Genomic DNA, 14,909 nt, shown 5'->3' on the forward strand with positions numbered 1-14,909 from the left:
GGCGTACTGAGTGTCAACTTGTTCAGACAAGTTGCCCTGTGCCACCTCACCCTCGTGCGTACTCCTGGAGAGACCGTGATCGTGTCCCTGCCGAGAACTGCCGTCCTGAGCGGCTCCCTCGCCGTCGTAGCCGCGCTGGCCCTGAGCGCCTGCGGCGCCGCCCCCGACGACGCCTCCACCACCGCCGACGGCAAGAACGCCGCCACGGCCACCTCCGCAGCCGACTTCGGCGGCATGGACGCGCTGGTCGAGGCGGCCAAGAAGGAGGGCACGCTGAACGCCATCGCGCTGCCCCGCGACTGGGCCAACTACGGCGCCCTCATCGACGGCTTCCAGAAGAAGTACGGCATCAAGATCGAGGTGGAGAGCCCCGACGGCTCGAGCCAGGACGAGATCAACGCCGTCACCTCCCGCAAGGGCCAGAAGCGCGCCCCCGACGTCGTCGACCTCGGCAGTTCCTTCGCGCTGAGCGCCGCCGAACAGGGGCTGCTCGCGCCCTACAAGGTCGCCTCGTTCGCCGACATCCCCGAGAGCCAGAAGGACGCACAGGCCCGCTGGTACAACGACTACGGCGGCTACGTCTCCATCGGCTGCGACGCCAAGCGGGTCAAGGAGTGCCCGACGACCTTCAAGGACCTGCTGAAGCCGCAGTACAAGGGCCAGGTCGCGCTCAACGGCAACCCCACCCAGTCCGGTTCGGCCTTCGGCGGTGTGTACGCGGCGGCGCTCGCCAACGGCGGCTCCTTCGACGACATCAAGCCCGGCCTCGACTTCTTCGCCGAGCTGAAGAAGAACGGCAACTACACGCCCGTCGAGTCCACGCCGGCCACCGTCGAGAAGGGCGAGACGCCGATCAGCATCGACTGGGACTACCTCAACGCCGGCTACGCCGACGAGTTCCGCGCCAAGCGCGTCGACTGGAAGGTCGCGGTGCCCGACGACGGAAAGTACGCCCAGTTCTACTCCCAGGCCGTCAACAAGGACGCCCCGCACCCGGCGGTCGCCCGGCTGTGGCAGGAGTACCTCTACAGCGCCGAGGGCCAGAACCTGTGGCTCAAGGGGTACGCCCGTCCGGTCCTGATGGCCGCCCTGGACAAGGCCGGCACCCTCGACAAGGAGGCCGCCGCCAAGCTCCCGGCCGTCACCGGCACCCCCTCGTTCCCGACCGAGGACCAGCAGAGCAAGGCCAAGACGGCCATCGCCCAGGGCTGGTCGAAGGCCGTCTCCGGATGACCGCGGCCCTCCCGCACGCGGACGTGGCGCCGACCGCTTCGGTCAAGCGGCGGCGCCGCGCCCCCGGCTGGCTCGCGGTCGCCCCGCTGCTGGCCTTCACCGCCGTCGCCTTCGGCATCCCCGCGCTGGCCATGCTGAACGGCGCCTTCACGGTGCAGGACCGGGCCACGGGCACGACCTCGTACACCCTCGGGAACCTGACCACCTCGCTGCAGGGGCCGTATCTCACCGCCCTCGCCGGCAGCGTGAAGCTGTCCGCCGTCACCGCCGTCCTCGGGGTGGCGCTCGGACTGCCGCTCGCCCAGGCGGTCGTCTCCTCCCGCTCCCGGGCGCTGCGCGACGCGGTGCTCACCGGCTCCGGCGTCCTCGCCAACTTCGGCGGCGTCCCGCTGGCCTTCGCCTTCGTCGCCACCCTCGGCAACGCCGGCGTGCTGACCCGGCACCTGGGCCTCGCGGACGCCGGCTGGAGCCTCTACAGCTTCTGGGGACTGGTGATCGTCTACCTGTACTTCCTGATCCCGCTGATGGTCCTCACCATCACCCCGGCCCTGGACGGACTGCGTTCCCAGTGGCGCGAGGCCGCACGGAACAACGGCGCCACCACCGTGCAGTACTGGCGGCACGTGGCCCTGCCCGTCCTCGCGCCGTCCCTGCTCGGCGGTCTGGTGCTGCTGTTCGGCAGCGCGTTCGCCGCGTACGCGACCGCCGCCGCCATGGTGGGCAGCACGGTCCCGCTGGTGACTCTGCAGATCGCCGACGCCATCTCCGGCAATGTGCTGGTCGGCCAGGAGAACGTGGCACTCGCCCTCAGCCTCGACATGGTCCTGGTCGCGGGCCTGGTCATGGCCGTGTACCTGCCCCTGCAACGACGGAGCGCCCGATGGCTCGACGCCTGAACCCGTGGCGGTGGGTCGTGCTCGGCCTCGCCACGCTGTACTTCCTGGTCCCGCTCGCCGCGTCCGTCGTCTTCACCGTGGACGTGCCCGGGCAGGGCCTCACCTTCGACGCGTACGCGGAGATCCTGTCCGCCGACGGCTTCGTCTCGGGCCTGCTGCTCTCGCTGGAGCTGGCCGCGGCCACCATCGCCGTCGTCCTGCTGCTGATGGTGCCCGCGCTGGTCGCCCTGCGGCTCGGCGCGCCCCGGCTGCGGCCCGTCGTCGAGGTGGTGTGCTCGCTGCCGCTGGTCGTGCCGCCCATCGCGTTCGTCGCCGGGATCGCCACGGTGCTCAGGTGGGGGCCCGACCACCTCTCCCGTACGCCGCTGTTCCAGACGTTCGTGGCCGTCCAGGACCCCAGCTTCCCGATCGTGCTCGTCCTCGCCTACGTCGTGATGGCGCTGCCGTTCGTGTACCGGGCGCTGGACTCCGGGCTGCGCGCCATCGACGTGCGCACCCTGGTCGAGGCCGCCCGCAGCTGCGGCGCGTCCTGGCCGCAGGCCCTCCTGCGGGCCGTCCTGCCCAATCTGCGCCCGGCGCTGCTGAACGCGGCCTTCCTCACGCTGGCGCTGGTGCTCGGCGAGTTCACCGTCGCACGGCTGCTGGGCTTCCAGCCCTTCGCCGTCTGGATCTACACCGTCGGCGGCTCCCAGGCCCAGCTGTCCGTCGCCGTGTCCGTGCTCAGCCTGCTCGTCACCTGGGCCCTGCTCCTCGCGCTCGCCGGTGCCGGCGGGCGTACCCGAACCGCTTCGTCCCGGGGATGACACCATGACCGCCACCACGCTGGAGAAGGCCGTCGCTCAGCAGGCCGCCACCGTCGAATTCCGCGGGCTGCGCCGCGTGTTCGGAACCACCGTCGCCCTCGACGGGCTCGACCTGGCCGTGCGGCAGGGGGAGTTCCTGGCGCTGCTCGGCCCGTCCGGGTGCGGCAAGACCACCGCGCTGCGCATGCTCGCCGGGTTCGAGCACCCCGACGCCGGCGCCGTGCTGGTGGACGGCGAGGACGTCACCCAGGTCCCGGCCCACCGCCGTGACGCCGGGATGGTGTTCCAGTCGTACAGTCTCTTCCCGCACCTCAACGCCCTGGACAATGTCGCCTTCGGACTGCGGATGCGCAAGATCCGCACCGGTGAACGGCGGGCCCGCGCCGCCGAGTTGCTGGAGCTCGTCGGCCTCGCCGACAAGGGGCAGAGCTTTCCGCACCAGCTCTCCGGCGGCCAGCAGCAGCGCATCGCGCTGGCCCGGGCCCTCGCCCTGCGCCCCCGCGTGCTGCTGCTCGACGAGCCGCTGTCGGCGCTCGACGCCAAGGTGCGGCTGACCCTGCGCGAGGAGATCCGCCGGCTCCAGCAGGAACTCGGCATCACCACGCTGTTCGTGACGCACGATCAGGAGGAGGCGCTGTCCGTCGCCGACCGGGTCGCCGTCATGCGGGAGGGACGACTCGAACAGTGCGCGGCGCCCGCCGAGTTGTACGGGCGGCCCGCCACCGCCTTCGTCGCCGAGTTCGTCGGCACGATGAGCCGGATCCCGGGATCCCTCACCGGCGACACGGTGGAGGTGCTCGGGCAGCGGCTGCCCGTCGACGGGACGGCACCGGCCGCCACCGAGGTCGACGTCCTGGCCCGGCCCGAGGCCGTCCGGGTCCGGGCCGACGAGGCGGGCAGCGCCCGGGTCGTCGCCACCGCCTTCCTGGGCGCGGTGGTCCGGGTCACCGTCCGACTCGCCGACGGCACCGAGGCCAAGGCCGACCTGCCCGCCCACGAGGCCGCCGGTCTCGGCGCGGGGACCGCCGTGCGCGTGTCGCTGCCCGAGCGGCCGGTGCTGGTGGCGGAACGTATCCAGAAGTGAGGAGAGAGACCGACGTGACCCCCCATCCCCGACTCCCGCTCCAGGCCGTCCTGTTCGACATGGACGGCACGCTCGTGGACACCGAGCGGCTGTGGTGGGAGGCGGTGGAGCAGGTCGCCGGACGCCCGCTGACCGCGGCCGACCAGCCCGAGGTGCTCGGTCGCGCGGTCGAGGACACCGCCGGCTGGCTGGCCGCGGCGGGCGGGCGCCCGCCCGCCGAACTCGCGGGCGCGCTGCAGCGGGAGTTCACGGCCCGCGTCCGCACGGGCATCGTGCCCCGCCCCGGCGCCCTCGACCTGCTCGACGCCCTCGGCCGTGCGGGCGTCCCCACCGCCCTGGTCACCGCGTCCCCGCGCGCGGTGGCCGACATCGTCCTCGACGCCCTCGGACCCGGCCGGTTCGCGGCCTCCGTCACCGCCGACGACACCGGCCGCACCAAGCCCGCCCCGGACCCCTATCTGACCGCCTGCCGCGCCCTCGGCGTCGACCCGGCGGCCTGCGTGGCGGTCGAGGACACCGACACCGGTGTGGCCTCCGCCGAGGCGGCCGGCTGCGCCGTCCTCGCCGTGCCGTCCCTCGCGCCGATCGAGGCCGCGCCCGGCCGGACCGTGCGCGACAGCCTCGTCGGGGTCACCCCGGAGGAGCTGGACGGGGTCGCCGCGGCCCACCGCGGCCACGGACCGGGCCGGGACGCCGGGCCGGAACCGGCGCCGCGGCCGGGGCAGGCCGCGAACGGCGCGCCCCGACTGCGGGTGATGTCCTGGAACCTGTGGCTCGGCGGCAGCCAGGTCGACGACCACCGGGCGAAGCAGCTCAAGACCATCCTGGAGACCGGCGCGGACGTCGTCGGGCTCCAGGAGACCGCCGGCAGCGCGGCCGGAGAACTCGCCGAGGCCCTCGGCTGGCACCACCACCGGGCCGGGGAGAACCTGGGCATCATCAGCCGTCACCCCGTCACCGCCCGCTTCGGCGACCCGGACGTCGGCTTCTACGGCGCCGCGGGCGTGCGGATCGAGGTCGCGCCCGGCCGACAGGTCGACGTATGGACCGCCCACCTGCACTACACCCCGTACGGGCCCTACGAGGCCGCCTTCGACGGGCTCGGCGCGGCCGAGCTGATCGCCCATGAGGAGGTGCGGCTGGCGCAGCTGCGGGACGCCCTGCGGCGGATCGCCGAGACCGCCGACGACGCCGTACCCGTCGTCCTCGTCGGCGACTTCAACTGCCCCTCCCACCTGGACCGGACCGATGTCGCATGGCCGGTGACCCGGGCGGCCGAGGAGGCGGGCCTGCGCGACTCCTACCGCGAGGCCCACCCCGACCCGGCCGCCGCGCCCGGGCACACCTGGTCGCCGATCCACCCGGTCCACGAGGACGGCAGCGGGCGGCCCGAGCCGCAGGACCGGATCGACTACGTCCTGCACCGCGGCCTGACGGTCCTCGACTCCCGGACGGTCGTCACCGGCACCCCGCGCCCCTGGCCTGACGTCGCCCACAACGACTGGCCCTCGGACCACGCGGCCGTCCTCACCACCTTCGCCCTGCCGTCCCAGGACCCCGCGGACGGACCTCACCGGGCGGGCTCCCTCGGCACGACCGGGTAGGCGCGGGTCCGGGGAACGACGCCGCCTCGGCCGGCGGGCGCGCAACGAATCGCCGGGCGGGCCCGGATGTGCGCAATGAACCGTTCAGCTGTGCGCAACGGCTCCTCCTTGTCCGGCCGAGGGCGCGGACCCTACGGTCTAGGTGGCCCCCGACCCCCCTTGCACCGGTGAGGATCACGCATGCGCACCGCCCTGCTCCAGAGCTCAGGCCGGCCCGGATCCGTCGTCGAGAACTTCAAGGTCCTCGACGCGGCCGCGGCCCGTGCCGCCGCCGCGGGCGCCGCACTGCTGGCGACGCCGGAGATGTTCCTGACGGGGTATGCGATCGGCGCGGGCATCGGCCGCCTCGCCGAGCCCGCCGACGGCGACTGGGCCGACGCGGTCGCCGACATCGCCGGCCGGCACGGTCTCGCGATCGTCTACGGCTACCCGGAGCGCACGGACGCCGCCGTCCACAACTCCGCCCAGCTGATCTCCGCCGACGGCACCCGGCTCGCCAACTACCGCAAGACCCACCTCTTCGGCTGCTTCGAACGCGACCACTTCGCCCCCGGCGACCGGCCGGTCGTCCAGGCCGAGTTCAACGGCCTCACCGTCGGCCTGCTGATCTGCTACGACGTCGAGTTCCCGGAGAACGTCCGCGCGCACGCGCTGGCCGGCACCGACCTCCTCGTCGTGCCCACGGCACAGATGCACCCCTACCAGTTCGTCGCCGAATCGCTGGTCCCGGTGCGGGCCTTCGAGAACCAGATGTACGTCGCCTACGTCAACCGGGTCGGCGCGGAGGGCGAGTTCGAGTTCGTCGGGCTGACCACGCTGGCCGGCCCGGACGGCATCGCCCGCGGCCGCGCCGGCCGCGCCGAGGAACTGGTCGTCGCCGATGCCGACCCCGGCTTCCTGGCGGCCTCCCGCCGGGCCAACCCGTACCTGCGGGACCGCAGGCCCGGCCTGTACCGGTCCGTCGTCTGAACCCCCGCAGCCCAGCCCCGAGTCCACCCGCGCAAGGAGTCCGTACCCCATGACGTCCACGGTGCCCGGTGCCGTCGAGCACGCAGCCGGGCAGCAGCCGCCGATCACCATGTTCGGACCGGACTTCCCGTACGCGTACGACGACTACCTCGCCCACCCGGCGGGCCTCGGCCAGCTCCCCGCGACCGAGCACGGCACCGAGGTCGCGGTCGTCGGCGGCGGCCTGTCCGGCATCGTGGCCGCCTACGAACTGATGAAGATGGGCCTCAGACCCGTGGTGTACGAGGCCGACCGGCTCGGCGGCCGGCTGCGCACGGTGGGCTTCGACGGCTGCGACCCGTCCCTCACCGCCGAGTTGGGCGCGATGCGCTTCCCGCCGTCCTCCACGGCGCTCCAGCACTACATCGACCTGGTCGGCCTGGAGACGCGGCCCTTCCCGAACCCCCTCGCCGAGGCGACGCCGTCGACCGTCGTCGACCTCAAGGGCGAGTCGCACTACGCCGAGACGATCGACGACCTGCCGCAGATCTACCGGGACGTCGCCCACGCCTGGCGCCGGTGCCTCGAAGAGGGCGCGGACTTCTCCGCCATGAACCGCGCGCTGCGCGAACGGGACGTGCCGCGCATCCGGGAGATCTGGGCGCGGCTCGTGGCCGAGCTCGACAACCAGACCTTCTACGGCTTCCTGTGCGACTCCGAGGCGTTCGGCTCCTTCCGGCACCGCGAGGTCTTCGGGCAGGTCGGCTTCGGCACCGGCGGCTGGGACACCGACTTCCCCAACTCCGTCCTGGAGATCCTGCGCGTCGTCTACACCGAGGCCGACGACCACCACCGCGGCATCGTCGGCGGCTCCCAACTCCTGCCGCTGCGCCTGTGGGAGCGCGAGCCGGACAAGATCGTGCACTGGTCCCGGGGGACCTCCCTCGCGGCGCTGCACGAGAACGGCGAGCCCCGGCCCGCGGTGACCCGGCTGCACCGCACCTCGGGCAACCGGATCACCGTGACGGACGCGCACGGCGACATCCGCACCTACCGGGCCGCCGTCTTCACCGCCCAGTCCTGGATGCTGCTCTCCAAGATCGCCTGCGACGACGCGCTCTTCCCGATCGACCACTGGACGGCGATCGAGCGCACCCACTACATGGAGTCCAGCAAGCTGTTCGTCCCGGTCGACCGGCCGTTCTGGCGGGACAAGGACGCGGTCACGGGCCGGGACGTACTGTCGATGACGCTCACCGACCGCATGACGCGCGGCACCTATCTGCTCGACGACGGTCCGGACCGGCCGGCCGTCATCTGCCTGTCCTACACCTGGTGCGACGACAGCCTGAAGTGGCTGCCGCTGTCCGCGCGGGAGCGGATGGAGGTCATGCTGAAGTCGCTCGGCGAGATCTATCCGAACGTCGACATCCGGGGGCACATCATCGGCAACCCGGTGACGGTCTCCTGGGAGAACGAGCCCTACTTCATGGGCGCGTTCAAGGCCAACCTGCCCGGTCACTACCGCTACCAGCGGCGCCTGTTCACCCACTTCATGCAGGACCGGCTGCCCGCCGACAAGCGCGGCATCTTCCTCGCGGGCGACGACATCTCCTGGACCGCCGGCTGGGCCGAGGGCGCCGTCCAGACCGCGCTGAACGCGGTCTGGGGCGTATTGCACCACCTCGGCGGGGCGACGGACCCCACCAACCCCGGCCCCGGCGACGTCTACGAGGAGATTGCCCCGGTCGAACTCCCCGAGAACTAGACCCCCGCCGCCCGCGCCCTCTCGTGCACCTCCGCGGCGACGTCCTTGAGGTGTTCGGCGTCGCGGGCGCCGCTCTGCAGGTCGACGATGATCTCCTCCAGGCCGACGGCCGCGTGCGCCACGAGATCCTCGACGATCTGGCCGACGTCGCCCTGGAAGGGCCGGCGGTCGGTGCCGCCGTACGGCTCGGCGGTCAGGGCCGTGTTCACCCGCAGGACCGTCTGGACGGGCTCCGTGCGGCCCCGCTCGGCCGCCAGGTCCTGCACCTGCCGCCACTGCGCGGCGAGCCGGTCGGCGCCCGCGGCCACCGGCAGCCAGCCGTCGGCGTGGTCGACCAGCCGCCGCAGCGCCCGCCCGGTGCCCGCGGCCAGCAGGATCGGGATCGGCCGGGCGGGCTTGGGCCCGACCACGGCCGAGGCGATCCTCGTGATCCGGCCCTCGTAGCGCACGGGGTCGGGGCCCCACACCGCCCGGCAGACCTCGATGAACTCGTCCAGCACCCGGCCGCGTTCCTCGAACGGCCGGATCCCGGCGGCCGCGTACTCGTCGAAGGACCAGCCGGTGCCGAGGCCCGCGACGACCCGGCCGCCGCTCGCCACGTCCAGTGAGGCGAGGGCCTTGGCCAGCTGGAACGGCTGGTGCAGCGGCGCGACCAGCACACTGGAGCCCAGCCGGGCCCGCTCGGTGGCCGACGCCGCCAGGGTGAGCGTGACCAGCGGCTCCGCGACATCGCGGTAGCCGTCCGGCCAGGGGACCCCCGCGACGCCGTACAGCCCCTGCGTGGCCGGTTCGGGGAACAGGGCCCGTTCGAAGACCCACAGGCTGTCGTAGCCGATCCCTTCGGCCGCGCGGGCCACGTCGGGTACGTCCTTGCCGAGGGAGTACTGCCGCATCTGGGGAAGACCGAGACCGAGCCGGATCGCCATTCCGGTGCTCCTTCGCAATCGGATACCTGCCGGCCAACGTACCTGTGTCCTACATCTGTTTCCCGGCAAGGCTCGCAAAACGGCCGGATCAGTCCGGCAGTGGCGTGAGCAGCAGGCGGCTCGCGAGGCCGACGGCCGCGTCGAGGCGTTCGGCGAACTCCTCGGCGAGGTCCCCGCACCGGCGCAGCGCCCACAGCGCCCGCGCCGCCGACCAGGCCGCGTCCCGGGCCCGCTCCAGGCTCCAGGAGCCGAACAGGTGGGTGAGCGGGTCGGCGAGCTGGAGGAGGTCGGGCCCCGGCATCAGATCCTCGCGGACGCGTTCCTCCAGCGACACGAGGAGATCACCCACGCGGTCGAACTCGTCCTCCAGGTCCTCGGGTTCGCAGCCGAGCGTCCGACAGGTGTCCACCACGGCGAGCGCCAGGTCGTGGCCGATGTGTGCGTTGATGCCGGCCAACGCGAACTGCAGCGGCCGTACGCCCGGATGGCGGCGCAACTGGAACAGCGGCCGCCAGCAGGCGGGCGCGCGCCGGCCGTCCGCCGCCGCGTCCACCGCGGCCAGATACCGGTGCGCGAACCGGACGTCCAGCGCGGTCGCGGCCCGCCGGTCGGCGAAGTACCCGGTGTCCAGCCGCCGTTCGACCTCCTCGGTGACGGTGAGGTAGACGCGGTTGAACACCGCGACCCCGTCCCGGGCCGGCAGGGCGGCGTCCAGGGCGCGCATCCGGGTGACGACGGCGTCCACCGTGCGGACGGACGTCGTGAACTGTTCCAACTGCGTCATGGGGGCAGGGTCCCAGCACTGGGCCTGCCTGGGTGCCCACGGGCGCCGTGCTTCCCCGGAACGGGGGAACCAGCCCGTCACTCGGGGGGTTGTGACACAGGGGGAGCACCGTTGCGGCGGGGCAATGCGCCCGGCGTTCGGCCGCAAGGGCGCGGCCGGGACGTTCACGCCGGGGTACGCCTACGAACCGGCGCGGTGAGCGTCCTCGTCGGCATCCGGTGGTCCGTCGTAGGCTGAGGTCCCCTCGTCCAACAGCGGCTGCCGGCCCTTGAGATGGGCGGGCGCGAAGGCGCGCAGCGCGTGGTAGCCGGTGATGACGACCAGCGTGCCGAGGGCGATGCCGCTCAGCGAGAAGGTGTCGGTGAACTTCATGGAGACGTTGCCGACGCCGATGATGATGCCGGCGGCGGCCGGGACCAGGTTCAGCGGGTTGCGCAGGTCCACCCCGGCGTGCAGCCAGATCTGCGCGCCGAGCAGGCCGATCATGCCGTACAGGATGACGGTGATGCCGCCGAGCACACCGCCCGGGATCGCGGCGACGACCGCGCCGAACTTCGGGCACAGGCCGAAGAGCAGCGCGAAGCCGGCCGCGGCCCAGTACGCGGCCGTCGAGTAGACGCGGGTGGCGGCCATCACGCCGATGTTCTCGGAGTACGTGGTGTTCGGCGGGCCGCCCACCGCGGTCGACAGCATCGACCCCACGCCGTCCGCCGAGATCGCCGTGCCGAGCTTGTCGTCCAGGGGATCGCCGGTCATCTCACCGACCGCCTTGACATGGCCGGCGTTCTCCGCGACCAGCGCGATCACGACCGGCAGGGCGACGAGGACCGCCGACCACTGGAACGACGGGCCGTGGAAGGAGGGCAGCCCGAACCAGTCGGCCTTGCCGACGCCGGACAGGTCCAGGCGCCAGTGGTCGGTGAGCCTGCCGCTCGCGTCGACCGAGTGGATCCGGCCGAATATCCGGTCGAACGCCCAGGAGACGGCGTACCCGAAGACCAGGCCCAGGAAGATCGCGACACGGGACCAGAAGCCGCGCAGACAGACCACGGCCAGACCGGTGAACAGCATCACGAGCAGCGCCGTCCACTGGTCCTGCGGCCAGTACGTGGACGCGGTCACCGGGGCCAGGTTGAAACCGATCAGCATGACCACGGCGCCGGTGACGATCGGCGGCATCGTGGCGTGGATGATGCGCGCCCCGAAGCGCCGCACGGCGAGACCCACCAGGAACAGGACGACGCCGACGACGAAGACCGCCCCGGTGACCGTCGCGCTGGTGCCGCCCTGGGCGCGGATGACCGCGGCGACGCCCACGAAGGACAGCGAGCAGCCCAGGTAGCTCGGCACCCGGCCGCGGGTCGCGAGCAGGAAGATCACGGTCGCGACGCCCGACATCATGATCGCGAGGTTGGGGTCGAGGCCCATCAGGACGGGGGCCACGAACGACGCGCCGAACATCGCCACGACGTGCTGGGCGCCGAGGCCCACCGTGCGGGGCCAGGACAGCCGTTCGTCGGGGCGTACCACTGCTCCGGGCGCGGGCGTACGCCCGTCGCCGTGCAGCTTCCAGCGCACGCCGAGGTCCATGGTGAGGTTTCGCTTTCTCTGTACATGAAGACGGTCCGCACCATTGTCACGGGTACCTGGCGGTCCTCCGTCCGCACGGTCTCACCCGTGAACCATGTTCATGTGGATGATCGGCCCGGCTCCGGTGGACGTCCGGCCGGGCGCGACGACGCCGCGCCGCGCGCCTGGAGCGAGGCGTTCAGGGCCGCGGGTCGGGGACGGCAGCGGCCTGCCGGCCGACCTCGGTCCTGGCCCGCCCGCCCGGGCGCAGCACGCCCGCGAACACCGCGAGCCCGCACGCCAGCGCGGTCACCAGACAGAACGACACCGTCAGGCTGGTCGCCTGGGCCACGCCGCCGATCAGGCTGGGCGCGATCAGCCCCGAGGTGTAGGTGATGGTCGCCACACCCGCGATGGCCTGGCTCGGACGGGGGCCGCTGTGCCCGGCCGCCGCGAAGCACAGCGGCACCACGACCGCGATGCCGAGACCCATCAGCGCGAACCCGGTCATCGCCACCGCCGGATGCCCCGCGACGACGATCAGCAGGCCGCCGGCCGTGGCGAGCACCCCGCCCGCGCGGACCGTGCGCACCGCGCCGTAGCGGTTCACCACCGCGTCCCCGGCGATCCGCGCCACCGCCATGGTCAGCATGAACCCGGTCGTCGAGGCCGCGGCGAGACCGGCGGAGCTGTCGAGCCGGTCCCGCAGGAACACCGCCGACCAGTCGAGGCTCGCGCCCTCCGCGAACACCGCGCAGAATCCGACCGCGCCGATCAGCAGCGCCGAACGGGGCGGCAGCGCGAACCGCGGCGGCGGCTCCTCGTCCTCGGCGGGCTGGAGGTCCAGCACCCGGCCGGCGGCCACCACGCCGAGCAGCGTGAGGACGGCCGCCGCGAGCGCGAAGTGCAGTCGCGCGTCCGAGCCCAGATGCGCGGCGAGGGTGCCGGCCGCCGAGCCGGTCAGGGCGCCCGTGCTCCACATGCCGTGCAGCCCCGAGATGATCGACTTGCCGAGCAGCCGCTCCACCTCCAGGCCGAGCGCGTTCATCGCCACGTCGGCCATGCCGGCGCTCGCGCCGTACGCGAACATCGCGAGACACAGCGTGTACAGGTTCGGCGCCAGGCCCGGCAGGATCAGCGCGAGCGTCCACAGCGCGATCAGTCCGCGCAGCGCATTGCGGCTGCCGAAGCGGTGGCTGATCCGGCCCGCCACCGGCATCGAGCACGAGGCGCCGAACGCCGTGAAGGCGAGCGCGAATCCGAGCTGCCCCGTGCTCAGCGAGGCGTGGTCCTGGATCCAGGGCACCCGGGTCGCGAAGGAGCCGGTGACGGCGCCGTGCACGGCGAACACGGCCGCGACGGCGTACCGGGCGCGTTTCACCTCACCCTGCGCGTGGACCACGCCACTCATGTTCCGGCCCCTCCCTGGACGGTCACCCCGCTGTCTCGGCGTAAATTATCAGGCACCCTGCCTGATAGATAGGCGGCAATGTCGCCGCCCCGGCACGCAGCGGGCGGCAGGCCGGCTCCGCCGATCTGGGAGGATTCCGTCATGGCCGCATCACCGAGCACCGCCCGGGCCATCAACGACCGGCTCGCCCTGCGCCTGCTGCAGGACGAAGGCCCGCTCACGGCCGGGCAGTTGAAGCAGCTGACGGGGCTGTCCCGGCCGACCGTCGCCGACCTCGTCGAGCGGCTCGCGGACTCCGGCCTGATCACGGTCGTCGGTGAGTCGGGTGAGCAGCGCCGCGGCCCGAACGCCCGGCTCTACGGCATCGTCGCCGACCGCGCCCACCTCGCCGCGCTCGACGTCCGTACGGAGGGTGTCTCCGTGCTGGTGTCCGATCTGCTGGGCCGTGTGCTCGCCGAGGCGTCCGTGCCCATCGCCGGGGACATCGGGACCGGGCCCGCGGTGGAGCAGGCGGTGGCGCTGGTGGAGCGGGCGGTGAAGGAGGCCGGGGCCGACCGGCTGCACACCGTCGGCATCGGCGCACCGGGCCTGATCGACCCGGTCACGGGCGAACTGCGCGACTCCTCCGGCCTGCCGGCCTGGCACCGCCGGCTGGTCGCGGCCCTTCAGGAACGCCTGCCCGAGGCCCGGGTCAGCGTCGAGAACGAGACCAACCTCGCCGCGCTGGCCGAGCAGCGCGAGGGCGGCGCCCGGGACCGCGACACCTTCGTCCTGCTCTGGCTCGGCCACGGCGCAGGCGCCGCCGTCGTCCTGGACGGCACCCTGCGCCGCGGCGCCTCCGGCGGCACCGGCGAGATCGGCTTCCTGCCGGTCCCGGGCACCGCGACGCTGCCCTCCGCGACGGACTGCGAGGGCGGCTTCCACTCCCTGGCCGGTGCCGCGGCCGTGGAGGCGCTGGCCGACGCGTGCGGGCTGACCGGCGCCGCGGACGGCACGGACGGGCCGCGCGCCGCGGGCCTGGTGCGGGCGGCCGTGGCCGGAGCCGCCCCGCCGGCGGCCACTGACCGCTTTCTCGACGCGCTCGCCGACCGGATCGCCATCGGCGCGGCCTCCGTCGTCGCTGTCCTGGACCCCGGCTGTGTGGTCCTCGGCGGAGAGGTCGGCCAGGCCGGCGGAGCGCGGCTCGCGGCCCGGGTGCAGGAGCGGGTCCGGCGGATGTCGCCCCTGCCCACCGAGGTGCGGCCGAGCACCCTCGGCGGCGGAGCCGTCCTGCGCGGGGCCCTGCTGACCGCCCGGGAACGCGCCCAGGACGACCTGTTCACGGGGGACCCCCGTCGCGGCGGAGCCGCAGGGTGACACGGCCTCGCGTCCCTTCGGGGCGTCGCCGCACCACAGCGGCCCGCCGAGCCGCCGCGAGCAGCCCGCCGCCGCCCACTCGTCCCCGCCGGTCGGCGTGCTCGCGCTGCGCCCGGCCGTCTTCGCCCGCGGTCTGCCGGAGGTCCCCGGGAAGGCCGGCGACCCGGCGGCGGGCAAGGGCCGTCGTCACCGCCACCGGGCCCGCCCGCACCCTAAAAGGACTAGACCAGTAAGGTCAATGGGTGTGAGCGACGGTCAAGAGTCATCCTCAGCAGGGGAGTTGGCCTGCGACGGCCGGACGGGGGCGTCGCGCGCCCCGCGCTGTGAGCCAAGCCACACGGGCGCCCTGTCGGGACGGCGATCGGCCGTGGCACACTGGGCAGGTACCAGAAGCAGCGCACTCCGGGGTCGGTGAAAGTCCGAACCGGCGGTTACAGTCCGCGACCCGGTCGCTTCCAGCGGCCGGTTGACCAGGTGAAATTCCTGGACCGACGGTTAAAGTCCGGATGGGAGGCAGTGCGCGGCGG

General features: G+C 73.2%; 12 protein-coding genes and 1 riboswitch. Of the genes, 8 read left to right on the plus strand and 4 right to left on the minus strand.

All coding sequences use genetic code 11. From position 1 onward, the window contains the following. Positions 1–75 precede the first annotated feature (75 nt). The 7 genes from CTZ28_RS07365 (at position 76) to CTZ28_RS07395 (ending at position 8,336) form a co-directional block, all read left to right on the plus strand. Positions 76–1,233, plus strand: a complete 1,158-nt coding sequence (locus tag CTZ28_RS07365; RefSeq protein ID WP_121888414.1) for an ABC transporter substrate-binding protein — start codon at positions 76–78, stop codon at positions 1,231–1,233. Further along, positions 1,230–2,129, plus strand: a complete 900-nt coding sequence (locus CTZ28_RS07370; protein WP_121888415.1) for an ABC transporter permease — start codon at positions 1,230–1,232, stop codon at positions 2,127–2,129. Before CTZ28_RS07365 ends, CTZ28_RS07370 begins: the two co-directional genes overlap by 4 nt. Beyond that, a complete protein-coding gene (locus CTZ28_RS07375; RefSeq protein WP_121888416.1) occupies positions 2,114–2,932 on the plus strand; it encodes an ABC transporter permease in 819 nt (272 codons plus the stop codon). Before CTZ28_RS07370 ends, CTZ28_RS07375 begins: the two co-directional genes overlap by 16 nt. Before the next feature lie 4 nt (positions 2,933–2,936). Beyond that, a complete protein-coding gene (locus CTZ28_RS07380; RefSeq protein WP_121888417.1) occupies positions 2,937–4,016 on the plus strand; it encodes an ABC transporter ATP-binding protein in 1,080 nt (359 codons plus the stop codon). Between the two features lie 59 nt (positions 4,017–4,075). Then, positions 4,076–5,620, plus strand: coding sequence for an HAD-IA family hydrolase (locus CTZ28_RS07385; RefSeq protein ID WP_398655477.1), 1,545 nt, complete (start codon positions 4,076–4,078; stop codon positions 5,618–5,620). Positions 5,621–5,800: 180 nt separating this feature from the next. Then, a complete protein-coding gene (locus tag CTZ28_RS07390) occupies positions 5,801–6,589 on the plus strand; it encodes a carbon-nitrogen hydrolase family protein (RefSeq protein ID WP_121888419.1) in 789 nt (262 codons plus the stop codon). Between the two features lie 49 nt (positions 6,590–6,638). After that, complete coding sequence (locus CTZ28_RS07395; RefSeq protein WP_121888420.1) at positions 6,639–8,336, plus strand: flavin monoamine oxidase family protein; 1,698 nt, start codon at positions 6,639–6,641, stop codon at positions 8,334–8,336. Here the strand turns inward: CTZ28_RS07395 and CTZ28_RS07400 are convergent. From CTZ28_RS07400 to CTZ28_RS07415, 4 genes are all read right to left on the minus strand, one after another. Continuing rightward, a complete protein-coding gene (locus tag CTZ28_RS07400; RefSeq protein WP_121888421.1) occupies positions 8,333–9,262 on the minus strand; it encodes an LLM class F420-dependent oxidoreductase in 930 nt (309 codons plus the stop codon). The genes CTZ28_RS07395 and CTZ28_RS07400 overlap by 4 nt on opposite strands. Positions 9,263–9,350: 88 nt before the next feature. Then, a complete protein-coding gene (locus tag CTZ28_RS07405) occupies positions 9,351–10,046 on the minus strand; it encodes a DUF5995 family protein (RefSeq protein WP_121888422.1) in 696 nt (231 codons plus the stop codon). A 180-nt stretch (positions 10,047–10,226) separates the two neighbouring features. Next, a complete protein-coding gene (locus CTZ28_RS07410; RefSeq protein ID WP_121888423.1) occupies positions 10,227–11,636 on the minus strand; it encodes a uracil-xanthine permease family protein in 1,410 nt (469 codons plus the stop codon). Between the two features lie 178 nt (positions 11,637–11,814). After that, complete coding sequence (locus tag CTZ28_RS07415) at positions 11,815–13,026, minus strand: MFS transporter (RefSeq protein ID WP_121888424.1); 1,212 nt, start codon at positions 13,024–13,026, stop codon at positions 11,815–11,817. 141 nt (positions 13,027–13,167) lie between these two features. Between CTZ28_RS07415 and CTZ28_RS07420 the strand changes: the two genes are divergently transcribed. Beyond that, entirely contained in the window at positions 13,168–14,382 is a 1,215-nt protein-coding gene (locus CTZ28_RS07420; RefSeq protein WP_121888425.1) for an ROK family transcriptional regulator, read from the plus strand. Positions 14,383–14,775: 393 nt separating this feature from the next. Next, positions 14,776–14,906, plus strand: a riboswitch (FMN riboswitch). Positions 14,907–14,909 lie beyond the last annotated feature (3 nt).

Origin of the sequence: Streptomyces shenzhenensis (assembly GCF_003688995.1) — a bacterium.
Classification (GTDB): domain Bacteria; phylum Actinomycetota; class Actinomycetes; order Streptomycetales; family Streptomycetaceae; genus Streptomyces; species Streptomyces shenzhenensis_A.